The 24,969-nt window shown below is 26.8% G+C and carries 20 protein-coding genes; 17 read left to right on the top strand and 3 right to left on the bottom strand.

Annotated elements, in window-relative coordinates; genetic code table 11:
- The first annotated feature begins 13 nt into the window (after positions 1-13).
- Complete coding sequence (locus BM027_RS02690) at positions 14-1,156, top strand: extracellular solute-binding protein (protein ID WP_090088551.1); 1,143 nt, start codon at positions 14-16, stop codon at positions 1,154-1,156.
- A 137-nt stretch (positions 1,157-1,293) separates the two neighbouring features.
- Here BM027_RS02690 and BM027_RS02685 read toward each other — a convergent pair whose 3' ends face one another.
- The gene (locus BM027_RS02685; RefSeq protein WP_090088549.1) at positions 1,294-2,415 is read right to left on the bottom strand and encodes a glycosyltransferase family 4 protein; all 1,122 of its coding nucleotides are present in this window, start codon (positions 2,413-2,415) and stop codon (positions 1,294-1,296) included.
- A gap of 124 nt (positions 2,416-2,539) precedes the next feature.
- On the opposite strand from BM027_RS02685, the gene BM027_RS02680 reads away from it, so the two are divergent.
- The 3 genes from BM027_RS02680 to BM027_RS02670 are packed head-to-tail and all read left to right on the top strand — an operon-like array spanning position 2,540 to position 5,404.
- Positions 2,540-3,556: a CotS family spore coat protein gene (locus BM027_RS02680; protein ID WP_090088548.1), complete on the top strand. Its 1,017-nt coding sequence runs from the start codon at positions 2,540-2,542 to the stop codon at positions 3,554-3,556.
- Entirely contained in the window at positions 3,531-4,301 is a 771-nt protein-coding gene (locus tag BM027_RS02675; RefSeq protein ID WP_090088594.1) for a spore coat protein, read from the top strand. The genes BM027_RS02680 and BM027_RS02675 overlap by 26 nt, the downstream gene beginning before the upstream one ends.
- Before the next feature lie 50 nt (positions 4,302-4,351).
- Positions 4,352-5,404 carry a CotS family spore coat protein gene (locus BM027_RS02670; RefSeq protein WP_090088546.1) on the top strand — a complete coding sequence of 351 codons (1,053 nt, stop codon included), beginning with the start codon at positions 4,352-4,354 and terminating at the stop codon, positions 5,402-5,404.
- A gap of 333 nt (positions 5,405-5,737) precedes the next feature.
- Here the strand turns inward: BM027_RS02670 and BM027_RS02665 are convergent, their stop codons facing one another.
- Positions 5,738-6,856, bottom strand: coding sequence for a glycosyltransferase family 4 protein (locus BM027_RS02665; protein WP_090088544.1), 1,119 nt, complete (start codon positions 6,854-6,856; stop codon positions 5,738-5,740).
- Between the two features lie 108 nt (positions 6,857-6,964).
- On the opposite strand from BM027_RS02665, the gene BM027_RS02660 reads away from it, so the two are divergent.
- From BM027_RS02660 to rho, 13 genes are all read left to right on the top strand, one after another.
- Positions 6,965-7,966 carry a CotS family spore coat protein gene (locus BM027_RS02660; protein WP_090088542.1) on the top strand — a complete coding sequence of 334 codons (1,002 nt, stop codon included), beginning with the start codon at positions 6,965-6,967 and terminating at the stop codon, positions 7,964-7,966.
- A gap of 364 nt (positions 7,967-8,330) precedes the next feature.
- On the top strand, positions 8,331-9,194 hold the full coding sequence (gene yabG / locus BM027_RS02655) for a sporulation peptidase YabG (protein ID WP_090088541.1): 864 nt from the start codon (positions 8,331-8,333) through the stop codon (positions 9,192-9,194).
- Positions 9,195-9,495: 301 nt separating this feature from the next.
- Complete coding sequence (locus tag BM027_RS02650; protein ID WP_090088539.1) at positions 9,496-9,738, top strand: Veg family protein; 243 nt, start codon at positions 9,496-9,498, stop codon at positions 9,736-9,738.
- A gap of 417 nt (positions 9,739-10,155) precedes the next feature.
- Positions 10,156-11,718 (top strand): DUF3794 and LysM peptidoglycan-binding domain-containing protein, encoded by a 1,563-nt coding sequence (locus BM027_RS02645; RefSeq protein ID WP_090088537.1) that lies wholly within the window; start codon positions 10,156-10,158, stop codon positions 11,716-11,718.
- 128 nt (positions 11,719-11,846) lie between these two features.
- Positions 11,847-12,692 carry a cyanophycinase gene (locus tag BM027_RS02640; RefSeq protein WP_090088535.1) on the top strand — a complete coding sequence of 282 codons (846 nt, stop codon included), beginning with the start codon at positions 11,847-11,849 and terminating at the stop codon, positions 12,690-12,692.
- Positions 12,664-15,285, top strand: a complete 2,622-nt coding sequence (gene cphA / locus BM027_RS02635) for a cyanophycin synthetase (RefSeq protein ID WP_090088533.1) — start codon at positions 12,664-12,666, stop codon at positions 15,283-15,285. The genes BM027_RS02640 and cphA overlap by 29 nt, the downstream gene beginning before the upstream one ends.
- 370 nt (positions 15,286-15,655) lie before the next feature.
- Positions 15,656-16,498, top strand: coding sequence for a 4-(cytidine 5'-diphospho)-2-C-methyl-D-erythritol kinase (gene ispE / locus BM027_RS02630; RefSeq protein ID WP_090088531.1), 843 nt, complete (start codon positions 15,656-15,658; stop codon positions 16,496-16,498).
- Between the two features lie 509 nt (positions 16,499-17,007).
- Positions 17,008-17,634, top strand: a complete 627-nt coding sequence (gene spoIIR / locus BM027_RS02625; RefSeq protein ID WP_090088529.1) for a stage II sporulation protein R — start codon at positions 17,008-17,010, stop codon at positions 17,632-17,634.
- A 95-nt stretch (positions 17,635-17,729) separates the two neighbouring features.
- The gene (locus BM027_RS02620) at positions 17,730-18,722 is read left to right on the top strand and encodes a DUF814 domain-containing protein (RefSeq protein WP_090088527.1); all 993 of its coding nucleotides are present in this window, start codon (positions 17,730-17,732) and stop codon (positions 18,720-18,722) included.
- A 103-nt stretch (positions 18,723-18,825) separates the two neighbouring features.
- On the top strand, positions 18,826-19,248 hold the full coding sequence (locus tag BM027_RS02615) for a YwiB family protein (protein ID WP_090088525.1): 423 nt from the start codon (positions 18,826-18,828) through the stop codon (positions 19,246-19,248).
- 174 nt (positions 19,249-19,422) lie between these two features.
- Positions 19,423-19,722, top strand: a complete 300-nt coding sequence (locus BM027_RS02610; protein WP_090088523.1) for a hypothetical protein — start codon at positions 19,423-19,425, stop codon at positions 19,720-19,722.
- Between the two features lie 178 nt (positions 19,723-19,900).
- Complete coding sequence (locus tag BM027_RS02605; RefSeq protein WP_090088522.1) at positions 19,901-21,502, top strand: CTP synthase; 1,602 nt, start codon at positions 19,901-19,903, stop codon at positions 21,500-21,502.
- A 771-nt stretch (positions 21,503-22,273) separates the two neighbouring features.
- Entirely contained in the window at positions 22,274-23,692 is a 1,419-nt protein-coding gene (gene rho / locus BM027_RS02600) for a transcription termination factor Rho (RefSeq protein ID WP_090088520.1), read from the top strand.
- 53 nt (positions 23,693-23,745) lie between these two features.
- On the opposite strand, the gene BM027_RS02595 is transcribed toward rho, so the two are convergent.
- Positions 23,746-24,861 carry an MGDG synthase family glycosyltransferase gene (locus BM027_RS02595; protein WP_090088518.1) on the bottom strand — a complete coding sequence of 372 codons (1,116 nt, stop codon included), beginning with the start codon at positions 24,859-24,861 and terminating at the stop codon, positions 23,746-23,748.
- Positions 24,862-24,969 lie beyond the last annotated feature (108 nt).

Below are 24,969 nucleotides of genomic sequence, written 5' to 3'. Positions count from 1 at the left end.
AGGTGTAAGAATAATGAAAAATAAATTTAAATATGGAATTACTTTTTTTCTTGCTATAGCTATAGTTATAGTTAGCATTAATTTATTTGAACCTAATAAAGAACAAAAGGTTAGAGGAAATATAGAAATTTTAGTTAACGAAGATTATTATGAGTATTTGAAAGAATGTGCAGATAGTTTTATGGAGGACAATATTAAGGCAAATATCCAAGTGAGAGAAATAAATGATTATGAATATGTAGATAATATAAATACTCAAATTCAACAAGGAAAGTTAACTAATATTGCTCAATTAGATAGATTAGAATTAGAAAAAATATCACTAGAAAATTTTAAATTTTATGATGAGATAAGTAAGACAGTAGAGACATATTCTAAAAATTTTGCCACAGTTAGATTAAATGAAGTTAAAATAGACAATCATATAATAGGAGTTCCACTAAGTTCACGACCATTAGTTTTATATTTAAGAGAAGACATGTTAAATCAATATGGATATCATAGTGAAGATATAAGCACATGGAACGATATTATAAATATTGGTAAGGATATTTATAATAAAAGTAATGGGAATATAAAAATACTAAATGCTACTGGCAAAGATTATGATGATTTAGTGAGCTTACTAATCATGCAATACTTGGACGAGGATAACAGTATAGATATTATTAAAAATAAAGTGGAAAATAAAATACAGCAACTAAAAGATAATAATATTCTAAATTTAAATGAGGGTAATGAATTTTTAGCACGAATATCATCAATTAATGGAATGAAAGAACTTATGTCATTGGATAAACCTTGTGAATGGTTTTGCACTAACCCACCAAGTAAAGAAGTGGGAACAAATAGATTTTTTTGTGCAGAAGGTGATAATCTAATAGTTTTAGATCAAAATAATGAAAATCAAAGATTAATTCAAAAATTTATTACATTTGTAATTACTAATAATAAAGATACGATTAAGTATATTAAAAAAGGAAATTTCTTTTCAAGCTATTTATACACTTATAAAAATGTAGAAATTGAAGATCAAGTTAAAAATTTTAAAGGGAAAAGTCCTCTCGTTATTATGAGTAATGCGCAAGAGAAGGCTCCAGAAGTTAAAGATTATGAGAAATATATAAAGATAAAAACACAAATGCTTAATTATTAAGAATTTGAAAGAATATAAGGCATATTAAAGAAAATAGAATAGCTGACTTACTTGTTATTTATTTTAATATGCCTAATAGGCTAAACATACAAAAAATATACGACACATCTTTGGTCTATTATTTTCTTTTATGTGCCTTAAGATAAGTATATCTGTTTATATGCATTTAAAGTATTTTTAGCTGTTTGTCTCCATGAAAATTGGAAGCTTCTTTTAAGTCCTTTCTCACTAAGCTCTTGTTTTAAATTTTCATTATTTAGAAGTTCAACTAAAGAATTTTTCAAATCATCCTCACTATAAGGATTAATTAAAATAGCATTGTCAGATGTCACTTCAGGTATTGATGATATATTAGATGTTATTACAGGTGCACCACAACTCATAGCCTCTAATGGAGGCAATCCAAAACCTTCATAAAGAGAAGGATATACAAACACATCACATGCATTGTAAAGGATAGGTAAAATTTCATCCTTTACATATCCAGTAAAAATAATTTTATCTTCTAAATTATTTTTTCTTACAAAGTCAAAAAGTTTTTCACCCTCATCTTTTAATCCCCCAACTATTACTAATTTGTAAGGCATATTTAAATCCATATATGTTTTACTAAATGCTTTTATAAGGCCTAAAACATTTTTCCTAGAACTAAATCCACCTATATATAAAGCAAAAGGGACATTTATCTGAAAGGTATTTTTAACATACTCTTTGCAAGTAGTTTTATTTAAAGACTTAAAATTAGAATTTGCTGCAAGTGGAGTTACAAATATTTTTTCCTCAGGATAGCCACTAAAGAATTTTAATATGTCTTTTTTTGAATACTCAGAAACAGTTAGTATACCTGAAGAGTTATAAATAATATCAGGCATATCTCTTAAAAAACGTTCTAAATATCCTTTTCCAACACTCTCTGGCATTATATATGGTATTAAATCATGTATTGTAACAATTGTGTTATAAGATGGTGATGTCTCTAATCCAATACCATTTTGAGGAATGTGATATAGATCTACTTGTTTTTCTTTCAAGATTCTTGGAATATAATACTTTTCATAAAAACCAGAATGTTTTCCAGAAGAATATATAATATCAGTATTTTCTTTAATAAATTCTTTGTTAAAGTTTCCAGAACAAAATAAGGTGAATTTATCTTGTGAATTAGTGGATAGAATTTCAGATATAAGATTATTGGTATAAGTACCTATACCAGTTCCTTGATATAAGGTAGCACTACGAGCATCTATAGCAATTTTCATAAAACACCTCTAAATATACATATATAACTAACATATTAATTACTTTTAATTTTTGTGAATCTAAATCACAATAAATTATTTAATAACATACAATAAAAAAGAACAATATTTTTTGAGGAATTTTATGAAAAATAATGATGATACATTTCAAGTAAAGAAATATATTGAAAAAAATTATGAAATAAGAGTTGAAAAAATAGATAAGGTTAAAAGTAGTTATAAAATTATTACAAAAGATGAGGGATACTGTATGAAGGTAATTAATTATCAGTTTTCTCATTTTTATTTTATTTTATCTGCAATGAAGCACTTACAAGAAAATGGGTTTAAAAATATACCTGAATTCATAAAGACTAAACTAGGACAAGATTATATTAATATAGATGGAAAGTATGGTTACTTAACAAAATGGGTTCCATCTAGAGTAAGTAATTATGATAATCCAATAGAATTATCTAAAATTTCCACTAAGCTTGGTGAACTACATGAATGTAGCAAAAATTTCACTATAAAAAAAGGTATGAAGCCTAGAATTGGATGGTTTTCATGGGAAGAAGTTTTTAAAACAAGGATAAATGAAATACTAGACTTTAAAAACAGAATAAATCAAAAAGCATATAAGTCAGAATTTGATTTAATGTATTTAGATAATATAGATAATGAAATAAAAAGAGCAGAAAAAAGCATAAGAGGATTAGAAAATAATAATTATATAAGTTTGATGGAAAAAGAGGTGTTTTTAAGAGGATTCTGTCATCATGATTATGCACATCACAATATTCTTATAGATGAGAAGAAAGAAGTAAATATAATAGATTTTGATTATTGCATATTAGATTCTCACTTGCATGATTTATCTTCTCTTATTATAAGAGTGATGAAGGGTAGGAAATGGGATGAGAAAAAAGCAAATATAGTACTAAATAACTATGAAAAAATTATTGAAATTAACAAAAAAGAAATACCAATAATGAGAGAATTTATTAGATTTCCTCAAAGCTTTTGGCAATTAGGCATTCAAGTATATTGGGAGCAACAATCGTGGGGAGAAGAATTTTTTATTAATAAGTTAAAACTGTATTTAGAAGATATTCAGGAAAGAGAAGAATTTATTGATAACTACTTTAAAGGAGGAGATTAAGATAAAAGAAGTTGGTATAAAAGAATATTTAAATAATAATGGAATAGATATTACTGAAAACTATTTTATATATAACAAGAGCATAGATAAAAAAGAAGCTATTTCTCAGGTTATATTAATGGTTAATCTCCATAAGATTTTATTAGGATATAGGGGAAATTGTTTAACAAGAATAGGAAGTAGTATAGGAAAGGAAGTTGAAAGTTATAAGGTTCAAGTAAAAAGATTGCAAAAAGATTATGATAAAATAATTGAAACCGGAATGAAAAATAATTTAGATAAATTAATTATTTCAGATGGAAAGAGAATATTACAACAAGCAACAGAAGTAATAGATTATATATATAATCATAATTATTTTGGCATCATAGAAAGAAGTATGAATAGAGAAGAAATTTGTATTGGTAGAGCAGATCAAGGAAATTTAACGAACAAACCCAATATTCAAATCGGTAGCATTAAATATGTATCTTATAACTTAGTAGAAGAGGACTTATATAAATATATTAAAAGGCTTCAAAGAAAAAACTGCAAAATAGATGAAGAAGAATTAATAAAGACTTTTATATATGAATCTCATTTATCAAATGATAGTTTTTTTTATTTAAAGGGGTTAAATAGTTATCCTAAAGATTCTTTAAGAATATGGGAACGATATAGAGCAAATAAGAAATCAAAAACTGAAGAAGAGTTTTTAATGCAATTTAAAAAGAGTATAGAATATGAAAGTAAGAAATTCATTTAAATTAAATATTATTAGTAAATATTTCGCTTTACTTATAGAGGAGGAAATTTATGAATAAAATTAGATATGCTGAGAAAAATTTTTTATGTGACTATGATTTAAGTTTAGAATTTTTTAATGAATTAGGAATTAACATAAATGATATAAGTCCATTAAGAAATGTATTTGTTATGTCTACAGATAATGGTAATAAAATACTGAAAAAAACAGAATATGATGAGGAAAAATTAATATTAATAAATGAATGCTTACAATATATAAAAAATAATTATAATAATATTATAAGCTATAATAAATTTAAAAATGGCTTGACCTATAAAAAATGGAAAGGCGAACTTTATGTAGTTATGGATATTTTAGATGGAAGAGAAGCATGCTTTACAAATCCATTAGAGATTAAGTTATGTGCAGAAAATGTGGCATTAATGCATAAAGCATCTAAAGGATTAAGAGAAGTGCTACAAAGTGAGCAAAATAAAGATTTATTAGATGAATCTTTAGAAAATAAATTTCAAAGGGCATATGATGAACTTACTTTTTTTAAAGAGCTAGTAAGAAATTATAAATACAAAAATGAATTTGATAATTTGTTTATTACGCATGTAGACAAATATTTGAGTGATATTATTAATGTAAAAGCAAGTCTTAGCAAAAGTAAATATAAAGATTTAAGAGCAGATGGGGAAACAGTAGCACTATGTCATAATGACTTAGCTTATCATAATTTTCTAATAAAAAAAGAAGAAGTAAATATTATAGATTTTGATTTTTTAACATTAGATTTAAGAGTACTAGATATTGGGGATTTTATTCTAAAGTGTATTAAAAATTCAGCTTTTGACATAGATAAGATGCTACTTGCAATTGATTCATATGAAAAGGTTACTCCATTAAAAAGAGAAGAAAAGGAAATATTATATATTTTGTTAGCTTTTCCGAAGGACTTCTATATTATCTCAAGAGATTATTATTATAAGAGGAAGAGATGGGAATATGAAGTTTATTTAAATAGATTTAAATCAAAACTAAATAATGAACAATTTAGAAAAGATTTTTTAGAAGTATATAAAAGGTTAATAGACATAAAAGAAATAGAGATATGAGTAATTTCAAATGCTTAATCAATGAACAATCAATGATAAATAAAACTCCTCTGGGAGTTTAAAATCATTGATTGTTTATTATAGTAGCATCTTTATAAATAATATATATCTCTTAACTTATTTATAAATACTTTTCCTAAAATTTATTAGTTAACACTATATAATTATTGTAAGGTATTAATATGCAAAAAATATTCTTAAGAATATATATATATTCTTAAGAATACGCTTGTAAAATGCGCCTCAAGTGGGAATTAAAATCTTGCTGTTTTTAATTTAATTAGGCAATAACTTCAAAAAAATGCTTTAATAAATTTTAAGTCAGTCAAGTCCTTAATTTAATATTGATTCATAAGCACTTAAAGTATTACAAGCTGTTTTATCCCATGAAAATTGGGAACTTCTATTTAAGCTTTTATTAACCATAGTTAATTTTAATAGACTGTTATCTAATACCCTTTGAATATTATATGATAAAGCATCTATATCATTAGGATCTATTAACAAAGCAGATTCATAACATACCTCAGGCAATGAGGTGACATTAGAAGCAATTACTGGAGTACCACAAGCCATTCCTTCTAATGGGGGAAGTCCAAAACCTTCATAGAATGATGGATAAACCAAAACTTCTGTAGCATTATAAAATATTGGCATATCCTCAAGTGGAATAAAATCAGTAAAAATTACTTGAGAAGACACACCTAAAGTTTCAGATCTTTCTTTATATCTATTATAAGAAGGTCCTTTTTTCCCTATAATAACTAATTTGAATTTTTCTTTTGTAGCATAAGGAAGTTTTGAGTAAGCTTCAATTAATCCTAAAATATTTTTTCTTGGACTAAAACCGCCTACATAAAGAATAAAATCTTCTTCTATATGATATTTATCAGTAATAATTTTCTTACATTGACATTTACTTAAAGGTTTGTAAATTTCTTCAGCGGCAAGTGGAGTAACATATATATTTTCTTTAGGAAATTTAAATTCTTTAGCAATATCATTCTTAGAAAATTCTGAAACAGTAATTATACCTTCACAATCATCTAAAATGTTAGGTAATTCCTCATTGAAAATTTTAAGGTATCTGTCGCTAACAGTTTCTGGCATTCTTAAAGGGATTATATCATGTAATGTAATTACTTTTTTACAATTAACATTTTTAGAAATTCCAATCCCATTTTGGGGAACATGATAAAGTTCGATATCTGAATTATTTAAAATATTAGGAACTTTTATTTCATCCCAAAAGCTGTCACATGCAGTAGATTCAACAGTTTTAATTGAAAAGTTATTCTTTAAATTATTGAGAGAATCCAATTTAGGCATAAAAATTAAATAGTCATTCTTAGAATCAATATTATTTAAACCTCTGATGAGTTCATGTGTATATGTGCCTATACCCGTGCCCCTATACCATTTTGCAGCTCTACCATCTATTCCTATTCGCATTACTTAATCCTTTCCAAGCATTTATCTTAGTATATTATATTAAAAGAATATAAAAAATGTTAATAAAAGAAGTAATATCCACATATAAATATAAAGGAGGTGAGCACTATGATGCGGGAATTTGAAATAGAAAGACAATTTGATATTAAGATAGAAATAATTAAGGCTAATAAAGGTGTTTACTATCTTAAGACTAATAAGGGGGAAAGATGTTTAAAAAGGATAAACTATGGACCTCAAAAATTGTTATTCGTATATGGGGCAAAGGAGCATTTAATAAAGAATGGATTTAGTAGTTTAGATAGGTACTATTTAAATTCAGAGGGGGAACCATATGCACTAGTTAATGAGGATTTATATACTTTATCTGAGTGGTTAGAAGGAAGAGAATGTGATTTTCGTAATATTGATGAAGTGAGGATTGCGGCAGAAACTTTAGCTCGCATGCATGAAGCATCTAAAGGGTATGACCCACCAGAAAATTCTAAGTTAAAGAGTGATCTGGGAAGATGGCCTCATTTGATGGAAAAGAGGACAAAGTCTTTAGACAAGATGAAGGACATAATAAGGAAAAAAAGTATTAAAAATGACTTTGACATGCTTTATTTAAAATCAGTAGAATTTTATAAAGAGATTGGTAAAAAAGCTATATCAACATTAATGGATTCAAACTATTATGAATTGTGTATGCTTGCAGAACAAGAAAAAGGTTTTTGTCATCATGATTTTACCTATCATAATATAATATTAGATGATAAGGGGGTTACACATGTTATAGACTTTGATTATTGTAAGAGAGAAGTTAGAACGTTTGATATAAGTAATTTTATGATAAAGGTTTTAAAAAGAGTAGATTGGAATTTGGAATTTGCTAAAACTATTATTGATTCATATAATTCAATTTCTGAGTTAAATAAAGAGGAATATAAAGTACTATATGCATATTTACAATTTCCACAAAGATATTGGAGATTAGCTAATAGATATTATTATAATGAAGTAAATTGGGGACAAAATACATTTACCAATAAATTAAATTCTATAATTGAAGAAAAGGAGAAGTTTTTAGCATTTTTAGATGCTTTTAAAAATGAATACAAAATACAATAATGAATATGATAGGAAAGGTCCTATTAATATAAGGCACATGAAAGAAAATAATAGACCAAAGATGCGTCGTATATTTTGTGTCATACAAGGAGGTAAGTTCAGTTAATAGCGAGCTATTGGCTGAACTTACCGACGTAGTGTGACGCAAAATAGACAAACATACTGGTCTATTATTTTTTGAATGTGCCTAAGTTCTTTATACTTATATTAATAGGGCTTACCTTCTGTGTACAAAGTATAATAAAAAACATATTGGACTATTAAATTTTTAGGATCCCTTATTTCTAATTTTTATATAAAGAAGTAGAAACTTTTGATGAGAAAATCATAGTATGAATTAATAACAATATATTTAGGAGAAAAAATGGATATAGGGGATGTAGTTGTAAGAAAGTCATATGATAAGGATGTAACATTTAAAATAATTGATATTAAAAAAGAAAATGGGAAAAATATTTTTATTCTAAAAGGAATTAACATAAGAATAATTGCTGATGCAATATCAGAAGATCTTGAAGAAGTTAATGATGATCATATTGGCTCTAAGGATAAAATTTTAAATACAAGAGTAAATGCGACTATAAAGAAAGCTATTTCATTAAGAGGAGATCTTAGAGATAAGGTTAATAAAGCTCCTAAAATAAAGCCTGATGATGAATTAATGTTTGGAAGGCCGGGAAAGATATTACATGTTGATGGAGATAGTGATTATATGGAGACATGTCTAAAAGTATATAAACAATTATCTTTAGATGCAGTAGGGAAGTGTGTACCTGAGGATAAACAGCCATACGTTATAGTTGATTTAGTTAAGGAAATAAAGCCTGATATAGTTGTTATAACAGGTCATGATAGTGTACTCAAAGATACTCGGAATTATTTGGATTTGAATAATTATAGGAATTCAAGATATTATTTAGAATCTATTAAGGAATTAAGAAATTATAATTCAAGCTATGACGAATTAGTGATTTTTGCAGGTGCTTGTCAAAGTTGTTATGAGTGTATGTTGGATGCCGGTGCTAATTTTGCATCTTCTCCAAGTAGAGTACTAATACATTGTCTGGATCCAGTATTTGTTTGTGAAAAGATTGCATATACAAGAATAGATAAGGTTGTATCTATTACAGATGTTATAGAAAACACAATAACAGGAATAAAAGGAATTGGAGGATTACAAACAAGGGGAAAATATAGAGAAGGATATCCTAAGTCTTCATTTATTTAACTCATAATTAAAGTTATGATTTAGTTATTCTAACATACTTAGTAAATGAGTTTAAATGAAGTACTATTAAATATGTTTATAATTTTATAAAACTAAGAATATTTTATCGTTAAAAAGTTTAATTGTTAAAAAGAATAAAATTTTGTTAAAGATAGATAATAAAAGGTGTAAAGGCGATAAAAAGATACTTTTTACAAAATCTTAACATTGACAAACAGCTATTATAAATGATAAAATATAAATTTTGTTTGACAAAAGTATGCTTTTTATGTATAATATAAGATGGAAAGAGGGTGTTTGTATGGATACGATTAAGACAATTTCCTCTATAAAAAAAGACATAGAGAGACATATAGGAGAAAAGGTTACTTTAAAGGCTAATGGAGGAAGAAAAAAGATTTTAGTTAATGATGGAGTAATTGAAAGTGTATATCCTAGTATTTTTGTAATAAGGTTAAAAAGTGACACCCAAAGGACTGTGACATATAGTTACTCAGATGTATTAACAAAGACTGTACAATTGGTATTTCCAACTTCAATATAAACTTCGATTAAAATCGAAGTTTTTTTTATAGAGTATTTTATGAAATATAAGGCACATCTTTGGTCTATTATTTTCTTTCATGTGCCTAAAAATAAGAAATAAAAAGTTATAAAAAAAAGAAAGATGGTGGGTTTCCATCTTTCAACTATGGTATAAAAGGGTATTGAGAATTTATGAGAGGTTATATGGTCAATAACCAATTACTATGATACGACAAATTATAATATATGTCAACATATTTATTAATAAAAAACAGAAAAAATTAACTTACGACAAATATTTTAAAACTCCTAAATTTAATTAATACTTGGAAATATTAATTAAAAAATATTTTTAAACATTAATTAGATTTATATCATAAATCTATAAGTATAAGTATATAAATAAATAGTAGAAATTTTATGGGAGGTATAAAGTATGTCACAAATAGATGCTATAAAAGAAAGTATTGGATTTGAACAATTAATCAGAGAAAGCAATTCTAATTCTGTTTTAAAAGAAGAATACTTAATTCCAGATACTCATCCAGATGTACAAGAGATATTAACGGTTGAAGCTAGACCTATGATAGTTAGTAAGGAGCTAGTTGGAGATAAGATAGTATTAGAAGGGAAGGTTGAGTATACAGTTTTATATTTAGCTAGAGAAGAGGGACTTGTTGCAAATTCAGTCAATTACACTGAAAAGTTTACTAGTAATATTGATTTGAATCAAGGAGAACATAAAGTTGTTTGCGAAGTAGAGTGCAAAGTGGAACATATTGAAGCTGCTATAATGAATGAAAGAAAAATATCTATACAGGGTATATTTGGAATAGATTGGGAGATTTATAAAAGCAGTGAATTTGAATTTGTAAAGGATATTGAAGGAACAGATGATATTGAGATATTAAAGAAAACAGAAACAATTAATAGAATAAGTGGAAGTGAAGAAATTGAATTATCTGGTAAATCTACAATTAGAGTAGGAATGGATAAGCCACAAATTAATAAAATTTTAAAGTGTTCTTTGTTACTCCATAAGAAGGAAATAAAAATTTTAGAAGATAAAATATACCTTAGTTGTTACTGTAAATTAAATATATTATATAAAGGTGATGATTCTAGGGAACTTATATCAATTGAGGATGATGTCTACTTATCTAAAGAGGAAGAGCTAAAGGGTGTTAATTCAGAAATGATGTACTCAGTTTCTTATGATATAGTAAACAATGATTTGATGCTAGAAGAAGATGATTTAGGAGAAGTAAGAATTATAAATAATGAATTTTTAGTAAAAGCGAATGTAAAGGTATTTTCAAAGGAAAATATTGATGTTATTAAGGATGCATATTCTCCTAAATTTTTAATTGAGCTAAGAAAAGATGAATATGAATTAGGAGCTATTCAAGGAACTAATAGTTCAGAAATAATGGTTAAAGATAATATTCCATTAAAAGAAAATAATTTAAAGCCTGATCAAATAATATCATCTAATGCATCAGTAATAATAACAGATAAACAAGTTGAAATAGATAAAGTTATTGTAGATGGAATACTAAAAGTTGATATCTTATATAAAACAAGTGATCAAGATAAGTATGTAGCAAGTGTAAAATCAGAAATTCCTTTTACATCAATAGTTGATATATTTGGAGCTAGAGATGGAATGAAGGCAATAATAAGAAATAATTTAGAAAATATAGACACGACGATAGAAGCAAATACTATTGCAGTAAAAGCTACAGTGATATTATCAGCAAAAATATGTTATGAAATGAAAAAACAATTTATATCTGATGTAATCGAACAAGATGGAGAAGCACCAGAAAAAAAAGCTAGTGTAACTATTTATGTTGTAGGGGAAGAAGATACTCTTTGGGATTTAGCTAAAAAATATAATACGACAGTAGCATCTTTATTAAAAATTAACAATATTGAAGATCCGGAATATATTGAAGTTGGTAAGAAAATTATTATACCAGGAAGAGCAATTTTCTAAAAAATATAGCATTTTCTAAAAAAGTTTTAATACTTTAGTGGTATTAAAGCTTTTTTTTATGTTCTTTATTGAATAATTATGTTTATGCGTGGAAACAATATGTAATGCATGATATGAGGTGATAAGGTTTGAATGAAGTTTTAAGTGGAAATTTAATTATAATTGGAGGAGGTGAAGATAAAGAAGGAAAAAAAGAAATTTTAAGTAGAGTATGTACTTCAATAGATAAAGACAAAGACATTTTATTAATTGCAACTATTGCAACTGAATATCCTAAAGAGGCTGCAATAAAGTATAAAAGAGCTTTTGGAGAATTGAAGGTTAAAAATATAAGGGTATTAGATATTAATGATAGAACAGAATCATTTAATGAGGAAAATGTAGAATTGATAAAAAATTCCTCTTTAATATTTTTTACAGGGGGAGATCAACTAAGGATAACAAGTTTAATTGGAGGAAGCCCAGTATATACAGCTTTAAAGCAAGCTTGTTCTGATGGAATATTTATTGTAGGAACTTCAGCGGGAGCATCTGTTATGAGTGATACTATGATAGTTCAAGGCATTGATGAAGAATCACCAAGAAAATGTACACTTAAGATGGCTCCGGGATTAGGATTTATAAAGAATGTTATGATTGATCAACATTTTGCACAAAGAGGTAGAATAGGTAGATTATTAACCGGAATTGCAGAGAACCCTGAGGTTTTAGGAATTGGCATAGATGAAAATACAGCAATAATAGTTAATAAGATAGGAGAAATTGAAGTAATTGGAGAAGGAGCAGTATATTTTATTGATGGTAGCAAAATTACATATACAAATGTTTCAGAACTTTATGGAGATCAAATTTTAAGTATGCATAATGTAAAATTGCATATATTAACTGATGGAAATAAATTCAATCTTGTAAAAAAGTCACCTTTTGAGGAGGATAAAGTTAGTAATGAAGATAGTACAGGAAAGAATATATGAAGGAAGAAATATATATTCTCATAAAAAATGTGTAAGAATAGATGTGGACCTAGAAGGGTATTGTGAGATTCCAAGCAAAGATATACCTAATTTTAATTTTAATTTATTAAAACTTATACCTGAATTATATCAACACAGATGTGGTATAGATGAAGATGGAGGATTTGTTACAAGACTTAAAGAAGGAACATATTTAGCACATATTTGTGAACACATAATAATTGCAATACAAAATAACTTAGGAATAGAAGTTGCTTATGGAAAATCTAGAGAAATAATGGAAGATCGTTATTATAGTATTTTTCAATATGAGTATAAAAATACTGCTATAGAATGTGCTAACTTAGCTGTAGATTTAATAAATTCTTTAATAAAACAAAATCCATTAAATTTTGAAGGAAGAATGTCTCTTTTAAAAGAGGTATTAAGGCAAGAAGCAATGGGACCTAGTACAAAAGCTATTTGTAATGCAGCAAATGAATATAATATGCCAATTACTCAATTAGGAGATAGTGGATTTTATCAAATTGGGTATGGGAAAATGGGGAAAATTATAGAAGCGACAATAGGTGATAAAACAAGTTGTGTAGGTGCTGATATTTCATGTGATAAGCTATTAACGAAACAATTACTTGAAAATCAAAATATTCCAGTTCCTATGGGTGAAAAAATATTCAATATTATTGGATTATTAAAAGCAGGCGAAAAAATAGGTTACCCATTAGTTTTAAAACCTCAATATGGAAATAAAGGTAAAGGAATATTTTTAAACATTAAAAATGAAAAAGAATTAGTTAAGAGCTATAATAGTTTGAAAAAAAATTATAGTGACATAATAATTGAAAAATATATACAAGGTAATGATTATAGGGTATGTGTTGTTGATTATAAAGTAGTAGCAGTTTCATTAAGGTTACCACCTTTTGTTATTGGGAACGGAAAAGATAATTTAAAAAAGTTAATAAAAAATATCAATGAAGATCCTCTAAGGGGTGAAGGTCACGAAAAACCATTAACTAAGGTTAAAATAGATGATGAATTAATTTCATGTATTGGTAAATATGAGTTGAAACTTAGTTCTATTCCTTTAAAAGGAGAAAAGATTTTATTAAGAGAAAATGCCAATATTTCTACTGGTGGGATTGCAATAGATTATACAAATGAAATTTGTGAAGAAAATATAAAATGTTGTATAAATACTGCCAAAACTTTAGGCTTAGATATTTGTGGAGTCGACGTTTGCACAATGGATATAAGAAAATCAATTTCAGAAAATCATGGAGTTGTTATGGAAGTAAATGCTGCACCAGGAATAAGAATGCATCATTTTCCTTCAGAAGGTAAGCAAAGAGATGTTGGGAAAGCGATACTTAAAATGATTTATAATGGAGAACCTAAAAATATTCCAATAGTATCAGTTACAGGCACCAACGGAAAGACTACAACCACAAGGTTAATAAGTCATGTTTTAAATCAAATGGGGCATTGTGTTGGAATGACATCTACTGAGGGTATATATATTAATAATGAATGTATTCACAATGGCGATGATACTGGATTTGATAGTGCAAGAACAATACTATTAAATAAAGAAGTTGATGTTGCTGTATTGGAAACTGCTAGAGGAGGGCTTATACGTAAAGGATTAGCTTATAATGTAGCAGATGTAGCAGTCATAACAAATATAACTAATGATCACTTAGGACTGAACGGAGTTAATTCAATGGAAGAATTAAGTTTTGTTAAATCATTAGTTGGTGAAGCAGTGAAAGAAAATGGTCTTGTGGTTATTAATGCTGATGATAATTGGAGCAAATCAATAATCCATAGAATTAAAGCACAAAAAATATATTTTTCAAAGGATAAGGAAAATTCTTTAATAAAACAAAATATTTTAAATGGGGGAATATCAGTATTTATAGAAGACGATAAGATATATGTAATTAATAATGGTAAAAAACATTTAATAGTTTCAATAAAAAATGTTCCAATTTCTTATAATGGAACATTAGAATATAATTTAGAAAATATAATGGCTGCATGTGGAGCATTAGTTGGATTAAAAGTAGATTATTGTATGATTACAAAAGGATTAATGGGTTTTAATTCAAATGATAATAATGTTGGCAGATTTAATATTTATGAAGTGTTAGGGAAAAAAGTGATATTGGATTATGGTCACAATATTGAAGGATATAAGGCAGTATTATCATCACTTAACAATATAAAAGGCAAGAATAAACTTATAGGAGTAATAGGAATTCCTGGAGACAGAAAAAATGATGTAGCATATGAGATTGGAAAAATATGTTCTAAAAAATTAGATAAGATAATAATAAAGGAAGATAAGGACAGAAGAGGTAGAAATTCAGGCGAAATAGCATCTTTGATAAAAATGGCAGTCTTAAAAGAAAATAAAAATTCTAATGTACAAATATGCTTAGATGAATTAGATGCAGTAAAACAAGCTTTATCAATAAGCAATTCAGGGGATGTAATTGTAGTATTTTATGAAGATTTAAATTCTATTTTAAACTTCATAAAAGATAAGGAAACAATAACAAATTTAAATTTAAATTTAGCAAATTTATAAATGATACAAAAAAATTAAATTTTTTCTTAAATAACTTAATTAGACAGGATTTTTTCCCTATGATAAAATGTTACTAAGGTATTTGAAAGAAAGTAATAAGTAAGCATAATTATCCATTTTTAGTTATACATTATCACTAGAATTAACTAAGAATGTTTTACTCATTATCTTCTTTAAGACATATAAAAGAAAGTAACGAATCAAAGATGGAATGTATATTTTGCACAAGGATAAGAATACTTGGCCCATAGATTATCTATTAGGTGAATATGCCGACGTAGTATGATAACAAAATAGACTAACATACTGACTTGTTATTTTTTTAAAATATGACTAAAGTGCTTAAAATGTCAAGAAAGGATAAGGAGAAATGAAAGTTAAGGCTTATGCAAAAATAAATATTGCCTTAGATGTTATTGGGAAAAGAGAAGATGGATATCATTTATTAAGAATGATAATGCAGTGTATAGATTTATATGATGTAGTTGAAATAGAAAAAATTTCTTCTGGAATACAATTAAAGTGTAATAAGAGTTATGTACCCACTGATGAAAGAAATTTAGCTTATAAAGCAGCTAAATTATTTAAGGAAACTTATAAGATAGAATGTGGAGTATGTATAAATTTAGAAAAAAATATTCCGGTTTCAGCTGGCTTAGCAGGTGGGAGCACTGATGCAGCAGCAGTATTAAAAGTTATGAATAAACTTTTTAATATAAATGTTTCAGAAAATGAATTAATGGAATTAGGATTAAAGCTAGGGGCAGATGTGCCATACTGTATTGTAGGAGGAACTGCACTGTGTGAAGGGATAGGGGAAAAACTTACTAAATTAAAACCATTTAAAGATAAAATTTTAGTTTTAGTAAAACCTCCTTTTGGAGTATCTACAAAGGAGGTTTACAAGGCTTTCGATTTATCAAAGGTTGTTTTTCATCCTAAAACAGAGGAATTAATATCAAACATTGAAAAAGATAATTTTCAATTTGTTGCTAATAATATGAAAAATTTATTAGAAAATGTAACGCTAGGACGGCATAGAGTTATATCAGTTATAAAAGAAGACATTAATGACAGTGGAGCTATTGGAAGTATAATGAGTGGAAGTGGTCCGACTGTATTTGGATTCTTTGATGATATGTTAAAAGCTCAAAGGTGTTACGAAAATATGAAAAAAAAGTATGTAGATGTTTTTATAACTAGAACGATTTAGTTTTAAGGCACATGAAAGAAAATAACAAGTCAAAAATGCAATGTACATTTTGTCTTAAGACGAGGTGCCCCTTAAGGGCATAAGTTCAACTAAATTCATCGGGAGTATAAAACTCCAGATGAAAAGTTTCACTTTATTCCAGCCAAGGAGCTAATACTAGTTCATAGCAGATATAGGCTAATATTACCGACGTGAGTAGAGACCAAAAAGTGAGAGTCCAAAAGTGATGTTCCAAATCTTGTATTTGGCTAACAGAACTTTCCCTGTGGGCATTTTATATTTGGAAACATGAACTTTCTCTGTGAGCATTTTATATTTCGTTCTTCGAACTTTCACACTGTGCAATCTATGATTTTGTGTAAATCACTTACTCAGCGAGTGTATACGAGTCGAGCTTCCTTATGACGCAAAATACACTAGCATACCGACTTATTATTTTTTGAATATTCCTAATGTATGTATAAAACTCCTCCATGTGGTAAGAATTTTAGTTACAAGGGGGAGAGAATATGAAAAATAAATTTAAATATTTAGTTTTAATATGTATTTTTTTTAATTTACTTAGTGGGTGTACAAGTGTGTCTAATGATGTAAATTTGGAAACTCCAAAAATTATGAATTATGAAGAAGTAAAAGATTCTTTAATAAGATTTCATGTAATTGCAAATAGTGATACTGATGAAGATCAAAATTTAAAATTGAAAATTAGAGATAAAGTTATAGATTATTTATATCCTTATTTAAATAACTCAAATTCACTTCAAGAATCAAGAAAAATAATAAAAAATAATATGAACGAAGTTCAAAAGATTGCGGAATGTGTAATAAAGGATAATAACTATAGTTATAAAGTCAAACTTGAGTTATCAAGAGAGAATTTTCCGGAAAAATCATATGGGAATATAACCCTACCCCAAGGTAATTATGAAGCATTTAGAATAATTATAGGGGATGGTAAAGGTAGAAATTGGTGGTGTGTGATGTTTCCACCATTATGTTTTGTAGATGAGTCTAAGGCTCAAATACAATATGAAAATACTGAAAATAAAATAAATCAAGAGATTGAAAAAGAAAATTCTAATGAAAAAGTAAAAATAAAATTCAAAATAATCGAAGTAATAAAAGATTTATTTTGATCAAATGATTATTAGTTTAAGCAAGATAATCTTTTTTTATATAAATCTTTTAATCTTAAATTATACTTTAAGTATATAATTATAGGAGGAATAATATGGCAAGAGCATTAGCTATGATATCAGGTGGACTTGATAGTATATTAGCAGCAAAACTAATTAAAAATCAGGGGATAGAAGTAATAGGAATTTGTTTTAGATCTTATTTTTTCAATGAGGAAAATGCAATCAGAATGACTAAGCAAATAGGAATAAGATTAGAAGCAATAGATTTTTCAGAAGAACATCTTGGAATTGTTAAAAATCCAAAACATGGTTGGGGTAAAAATATGAATCCCTGTATAGATTGTCATTCAATGATGATGAAATATTCAGGAGAGTTACTTGAAAAATTTAATGCAGACTTTATTATTACTGGAGAAGTATTGAATCAAAGACCAATGTCTCAAAATAGACAAGCATTAGATATAGTTAAAAAGGAGTCTGGGTATTCAGATAAAATATTACGTCCTTTATGTGCAAAAAATTTAAATCCAACTCAAATGGAACTTGATGGACTAGTAAATAGAGAAGAATTATTAGATATTTCAGGTAGAACTAGAACAATTCAAATGGAGTTAGCAGAAAAATGGGATATAAAGGATTATCCATCACCAGCAGGCGGATGTAAGTTAACAGAACCTAACTATTCTATTAGACTTAAGGAAGTTATTAACAGAAAAGGTGATATTACAAAAAAAGATATAGATTTATTAAAATACGGTAGACACTTTGTGACAAAAAATAATATTAAAATAATAGTATCTAGAACTGGAGATGAAGGAGAAGAACTAAAAAAAATACTAACAAAAGAAGATATAGTATTTTTCACATCTAAATTTAATGGAGCTATGGTTATAATTCCAGAAGGAAATAATCCTACTGAAGAAGATATAACATTAGCTTGTAGATTTGCGGTAAGATATAGTAAAGGAAAAGATGAAGAAAGTACAGAAGTTAAATACGGAAATGCATTAACAAATTTTAAAAACGTTAGAAGCGTTAATGCAATAACTCAAGAAGAACTAGATATGTATAACTTAAATAATTAAGATAGTATAAAAAATAATAAACATTATTTTAGTTGGATTATAGAATTTATATTATTATTTGTCTTATTATTTTCTTTTAATTGTCTAACAACAGGAGGAAAACATGAAAAAAAGAGCGATTATTACAATAAAAAGTAATGCTTCAATGGAAAATGACGATTTAATTGAAGTAATATCTCCAGGTGATTTTTATATGGATAATGATACTTTCAAAGCTGAATATGATGAAACTGAAATTTCAGGAATGGACGGTACAAGAACGATACTAACTGTTAGAGGAAAATCTTTTACCTTAGAAAGAAAAGGTTCAACAGCTACTAAAATGGATTTTAAAAATAGGCAACAAACAACTTCTTTATATCAAACACCATATGGAGTGCTTCAAGTTAATATTGATACTAAAAAATTAAATATTGATATTAATGAAGAGGGTGGAATAATAGAGGTAAATTATTTAATGACAATAGAAGGACAAATTCCTATGAATACTAATCTTTCAGTACATATAAAAACAAATGAGAATTAAGATAAAGAGTATAATTTGTAAATAACATTAAAAAAAGACTATGTTGAGGCAAAAAGATGATTTCTGTATTTTTTACAGCAATCGTCTTTTTTAGATACAATTGCTTTTTATTTTAATACATAATATGATTACATTTAAATTTAATGGAAAGACTAAAAATAGGAGGTTATATGTATGAGAAATGAAATGAAATACATGAGAATATTAAATGCATTATGTGATTATTATGGGATTAGTGAACAAGGGCTAATAAAACTATTAGAGTTTAGAGAAAATAGATATTTATTATTATTACTTTTAAAAAATTATAGTTGTTTAGAACGTGAAAATGCTATGAAGATATTAAAAGTAAAAACTTGTAAAAGTGTAAATAACAATTTAAGATATGCAGAAGAAAAATTGTTGATAAATAGAAATTTTAGACAAAAATATTTTGAAATTCAAGAAAATATAGATAAAATAGAAAAAATATAAATAAAATAATATCACAAAAAAAGCTAGATATTATTTTATTTATGTGTTAATATAAGTTCTATGTTATTTCAACACAAATACCCCATAGATCGTTTTCATGGGGTGATATCTATTATATCATTATGAAATTAAATAGTCAATATAAAATAAATAATATTTTCTCGCAGGGAGGACAATAATGAGTACTAAATATGTTTTTGTTACAGGTGGAGTTGTATCATCATTAGGTAAAGGTATAACAGCAGCATCTCTTGGAAGATTGTTAAAAAATAGAGGATTAAAGGTTTCTATTCAAAAATTTGACCCATATTTAAATGTGGATCCAGGAACAATGAGTCCATATCAACATGGTGAAGTTTTTGTAACTGATGATGGAGCTGAAACTGATCTAGATTTAGGACATTATGAAAGATTTATAGATGAAAATTTAACTAAAAATTCAAATGTTACAACAGGTAAAATATATTGGTCAGTTATTTCAAAAGAGAGAAAAGGAGAATACCTTGGAGGAACAGTACAAGTTATTCCACACATAACAAATGCTATTAAAGATAGAGTATACAGAGTAGCAAAAGAAACGGATGTTGATGTTGTAATAACTGAAATTGGTGGAACTGTTGGAGATATAGAATCACAACCATTTTTAGAAGCAATAAGACAAATAAAAGGTGATGTTGGAAGTGAAAATGTTTGTTTCATTCATGTAACTTTAGTTCCTTTCTTAGGAAAAGCAGGGGAATTAAAAACTAAGCCAACACAACATTCAGTTAAAGAACTAAGAAGTATAGGAATTCAACCAGATATTATAGTTTGCAGAAGTGAAAAAAGCTTATCGGATGATATTAAAAGAAAAATAGGTTTATTTTGTAACATGGAACCAGATTCAGTAATTCAAAATCTTGATGCAGAAAATCTTTATGAAGTACCATTAATGTTACATGAAGAAGGTTTAGATAACTTAGTATGTGAAAAGTTACATTTAGGATGTAAAGATATTGATAACTCTGAATGGAGTCAAATGGTAGAACATATAAAGAATCTTAAAAAAGATGTTAAGATTGCTTTAGTTGGTAAATATGTTGAATTACATGATGCATATATATCAGTTGTTGAAGCTTTAAGTCATGGTGGATACGCTAATGATGCAAATGTTGAAATAAAATGGGTTAATGCTGTAGATATTGAATCAGGAGATGTTGATAAGATACTAGGTGACGTAGATGGAATATTAGTGCCTGGTGGATTTGGAGATAGAGGAATAGAAGGAAAAATTCAAGCAATAAAATGGGCTAGAGAGCATAAAAAACCTTTCTTGGGAATTTGCTTAGGAATGCAATGTGCTGTTATTGAATACGCTAGAAATGTATTAGGCTATGAAGGTGCTAATACTTCTGAGATAGATCCAGATACAAAATATCCAGTAATAGATTTAATGCCAGAACAAAAAGATATAGAAGATCTTGGTGGTACTATGAGACTTGGAGTATACCCATGTAAATTAGATGAGAACAGTAATTCTTCTGTTTTATATAATCAAGAAGTTATTTACGAAAGACATAGACATAGATATGAGTTTAATAATGAATTTAGAAAACAAATATGTGAGAATGGAATGAATATTGTAGGAACTAGTCCGGATAGTAGATTAGTTGAAATTGTTGAAGTAGAAGATCATCCATGGTTTGTAGCTGTTCAATTCCATCCAGAATTAAAATCAAGACCTAATAAACCACATCCATTATTCTCAGGATTTATTGGAGCTGCTTTAGAACAAAAATAATAAATTTAATTTTAAGAAGTTTTCCTTAGATTTTTAAGGGAAACTTCTATTTTTTTAATAAAATAGAGATAATAATTTTAATAATCAAATCTCAATAGAGGATTAGTAGTGCAATTGATATTTTAAATATAAAATAGTAGACTATATTTAGAGATATTTATTTACTATAACAATAAAAGGAATTATAATAGTAGTAAACTTATATTTTACTTTGGCTATAAATATAATAATCATAAATAAAGATAATTGTTATTTTATTTCATGTGCCTTAATCAAAATATTAATAGTGTTTTTCATGTTTAAAAACATATTTATTGGACATAATAACGTACATCAGACTTAAAAATTTGTAGCTTTTTATACATAATATATATTATGATGTAATCAATAATAGTTTTATGCATATCTTAATCGAAAAATCTTATTGAAATTCCCAAAATTAAAAGTAATTTAAAAAAATAGAACTTAGGCATTGTACAATAAATAACTAGTCAAAGATTCTTAGGATTTTTTGAACTAGACAAGGAAGTAAAGGCAGTTAATACTACTGTTATTAGCACATTTGCTGACGCAGTATAGTATAAAAAAGACAAGAAGACAGACTAGTTATTTATTTGGAGATGCGCTAATAAAAAAATATTTTGACTTATTCTAAATTTATCTAGAAGAAGCAAATCTAAATTATTTATTAATATAAAAATTTGGAATTAAAATTGCTATTTAGTATGATGTAATTTATAAGTTAATAAGTTTATAATTGGAGGTGCTAATTTGATAAAACAAGAGTATGAAAGCATGACTTTGATAAAATTAAAAGAAATTGCTAAGAACTCAGGAGTTAAAAATATAGCGAAATATAAAAAAAGTGAATTAATAGAAGAAATTTTAAAAAGTACTCCTAAGATAGTAGAGAAAGATGGAATGATATTAAAAGAAAAGATAGCTCCTAAGATAGTTAAGGTAGAGGACGAGATAAAACCTACTGTAACTAATAATTTGAATAATGTAAAAGAAGAAACGGTTTCTAAACAAGAAAAATTAAAGAGTATGATAAATGAATCAAACTCAGCAAAAGGAATTTTAGAAATATTAGAAAATAATAACTTTGGATTTTTAAGATGCAAAAATTATTTAACAAGTAGTGAGGATGTCTACGTATCGCCTTCTCAAATTAGAAGGTTTAATTTGAGAACTGGAGATGAAGTAGAAGGTAAGGTTAGAGAAGCAAAAGAAGGAGAAAAGTTTAAAGCACTTTTATTTGTGGAGCAAGTAAATGGAGAGCAACCAGAAAAGGCTATAGGAAGAAAATATTTTGAAACTTTGACACCTATATATCCTAAAGAAAGATTAAAGTTAGAAACTTCTAATGGAAATGATTTATCATCAAGATTAATGGATATAATTTGTCCAATAGGAAAAGGTCAAAGAGGTATTATTGTTGCTCCTCCTAAAGCAGGAAAAACAACTCTTCTAAAAAAAGTAGCACAAAACATATCTGAGAATTATCCTGATATTAAGTTGATAGTTTTACTTATTGATGAAAGACCTGAGGAAGTTACTGATATGAAGAGATCTATAAATGGAGATGTAATATATTCAACATTTGATGAAGAACCTCAAAATCATGCAAAAGTATCACGAATGGTATTAGAGAGAGCTAAGAGAATGGTAGAGCAAGGTAAGGATGTTGTAATACTTATGGATAGTTTAACAAGGTTATCTAGAGCTTATAACTTAACTATAACACCAACAGGAAGAACTCTATCAGGAGGATTAGATCCTGGAGCGTTAATAATGCCAAAGAAATTTTTTGGCGCTGCAAGAAACATTGAAGAAGGTGGTAGTTTAACAATTTTAGCTACTGCACTTATTGAAACAGGATCAAGAATGGATGATATGATATTTGAGGAATTTAAAGGAACTGGAAATATGGAAGTTCACTTAGATAGAAGGCTACAAGAAAGAAGAATATTCCCAGCTATTGATATTTACAAGTCTGGAACTAGAAAAGAAGATTTAATATTCTCTAAAGAAGAACAAGAAGTAGCATACACTATCAGAAAAGTAATGTATAGAGATGGAAGTGTAGAAGATGTTACACAAAATCTTATAAATATGTTAACTAAAACATCAGATAATAAAGAATTTATTAGTATTTTTAAAAAGAATGGAATTGAAAGAAGAAAATAAATGTTGTAATAAGGCATATTCAAAAAAATAAGTATGATATATAAAAGTAATTTTTATATATCATACTTATTTTTTATCAAACCTTCTGATATGGTAACAATTTTATCTGGATCATAAGTAGAAGATAATTGTTTTAATTTGTTTTTAATTTCATATAGAATTGAAGGATTAAGTATTAAGTTATCTATAGCATCATTAATTTTACCTAGATTATCAATATAAATAGAATAGCCTTCATTGACTAAAAAATCTATATTTTCCATTTCCTGTCCCGGAATAGCGAATGGAATTATTAAAGGAATATTTTTTACAATTGCTTCAGTTACTGTTAAACCACCAGGTTTTGAAATGATGACATCACAATAATCCATTAAGTATGGAATATCTGTTGTAAAACCTAAAATATGCAATTTTTTATTTTCATATTTATTAGTAGCACAGTATTCTATTAGAGATTCTTCTAAGTGTTTATTTTTACCACAAACAACTGTAATTCTTAATTTATGCGAATTTTTAAGTAACTCTTTTAATACAAAAGAAATAGTATCTAATCCAAGACTTCCGCTCATAAGTAGTAAATTAAAGTATTCAGTATCTTTCAATTTTTTTATGGAATTATTAGAGCTATAAAAAACTTTTTTTATAGGAATTCCTATTGGAAATATTTTATTGGATTCTATATTTTTATCTATTAATGATTGTTTTGTATATGAACTTCCAGTAATATATGCATCTACATAAGGATTTATATAAGTATAGTGTGCCTTAAAGTCGGTTACAATCATAATATATGGAATATTTAATCCTTGCTTTTTTAAAGATGTAACTATATTAACAGAAAGGGAATGCGTAGCAACTATTATATCTGGTTTAACGTTATAAATTAGTTTTGAAATTTTTATCTTTGTGAAAAAAAATATTATTCTTAATAATTTATTAGTTATACTTTTATCTGTAAAGTTGTAAAACCATCCATAAAGTTTTGGAAATCTTGAGGCTAAAATTTCATATCCAATTACAATTAAGTCATTTAGAAGTTTACTACTTTTAGATAAAAAATCATGTTTTATAGTTACGTAACCAGCAGCTTCAAAAGACTGAGAAACAGAATTTGCTGCTTGATTATGACCTTGTCCTGTAGATGTAGTTAAGATTAAAATCTTTTTCATCCAATTTCACTCATTTCTACTAGATTACATATAAATAGTTTATCATGTTTAATAGTTATTTTAAATATATATGTTCTAAAAAAGTTTGTTCATTTAAATTGAATCTGT

The sequence above is a fragment of the Clostridium uliginosum genome (genome assembly GCF_900112485.1).
In the GTDB taxonomy this organism is placed as follows: Bacteria; Bacillota; Clostridia; order Clostridiales; family Clostridiaceae; genus Clostridium; species Clostridium uliginosum.
Note: the sequence above shows the minus strand (reverse complement) of the source record. Positions and strands in the feature narration are given on the sequence as shown.

Bases quoted from the DNA above. Each gene is read 5' to 3' on its own strand.
- BM027_RS02690 (WP_090088551.1), top strand. From the start codon at position 14: ATGAAAAATAAATTTAAATATGGAATTACTTTTTTTCTTGCTATAGCT.
- BM027_RS02685 (WP_090088549.1), bottom strand. From the start codon at position 2,415: ATGAAAATTGCTATAGATGCTCGTAGTGCTACCTTATATCAAGGAACT.
- BM027_RS02680 (WP_090088548.1), top strand. From the start codon at position 2,540: ATGAAAAATAATGATGATACATTTCAAGTAAAGAAATATATTGAAAAA.
- BM027_RS02670 (WP_090088546.1), top strand. From the start codon at position 4,352: ATGAATAAAATTAGATATGCTGAGAAAAATTTTTTATGTGACTATGAT.
- BM027_RS02665 (WP_090088544.1), bottom strand. From the start codon at position 6,856: ATGCGAATAGGAATAGATGGTAGAGCTGCAAAATGGTATAGGGGCACG.
- BM027_RS02660 (WP_090088542.1), top strand. From the start codon at position 6,965: ATGATGCGGGAATTTGAAATAGAAAGACAATTTGATATTAAGATAGAA.
- yabG (WP_090088541.1), top strand. From the start codon at position 8,331: ATGGATATAGGGGATGTAGTTGTAAGAAAGTCATATGATAAGGATGTA.
- BM027_RS02650 (WP_090088539.1), top strand. From the start codon at position 9,496: ATGGATACGATTAAGACAATTTCCTCTATAAAAAAAGACATAGAGAGA.
- BM027_RS02645 (WP_090088537.1), top strand. From the start codon at position 10,156: ATGTCACAAATAGATGCTATAAAAGAAAGTATTGGATTTGAACAATTA.
- cphA (WP_090088533.1), top strand. From the start codon at position 12,664: ATGAAGATAGTACAGGAAAGAATATATGAAGGAAGAAATATATATTCT.
- ispE (WP_090088531.1), top strand. From the start codon at position 15,656: ATGAAAGTTAAGGCTTATGCAAAAATAAATATTGCCTTAGATGTTATT.
- spoIIR (WP_090088529.1), top strand. From the start codon at position 17,008: ATGAAAAATAAATTTAAATATTTAGTTTTAATATGTATTTTTTTTAAT.
- BM027_RS02620 (WP_090088527.1), top strand. From the start codon at position 17,730: ATGGCAAGAGCATTAGCTATGATATCAGGTGGACTTGATAGTATATTA.
- BM027_RS02615 (WP_090088525.1), top strand. From the start codon at position 18,826: ATGAAAAAAAGAGCGATTATTACAATAAAAAGTAATGCTTCAATGGAA.
- BM027_RS02610 (WP_090088523.1), top strand. From the start codon at position 19,423: ATGAGAAATGAAATGAAATACATGAGAATATTAAATGCATTATGTGAT.
- BM027_RS02605 (WP_090088522.1), top strand. From the start codon at position 19,901: ATGAGTACTAAATATGTTTTTGTTACAGGTGGAGTTGTATCATCATTA.
- BM027_RS02595 (WP_090088518.1), bottom strand. From the start codon at position 24,861: ATGAAAAAGATTTTAATCTTAACTACATCTACAGGACAAGGTCATAAT.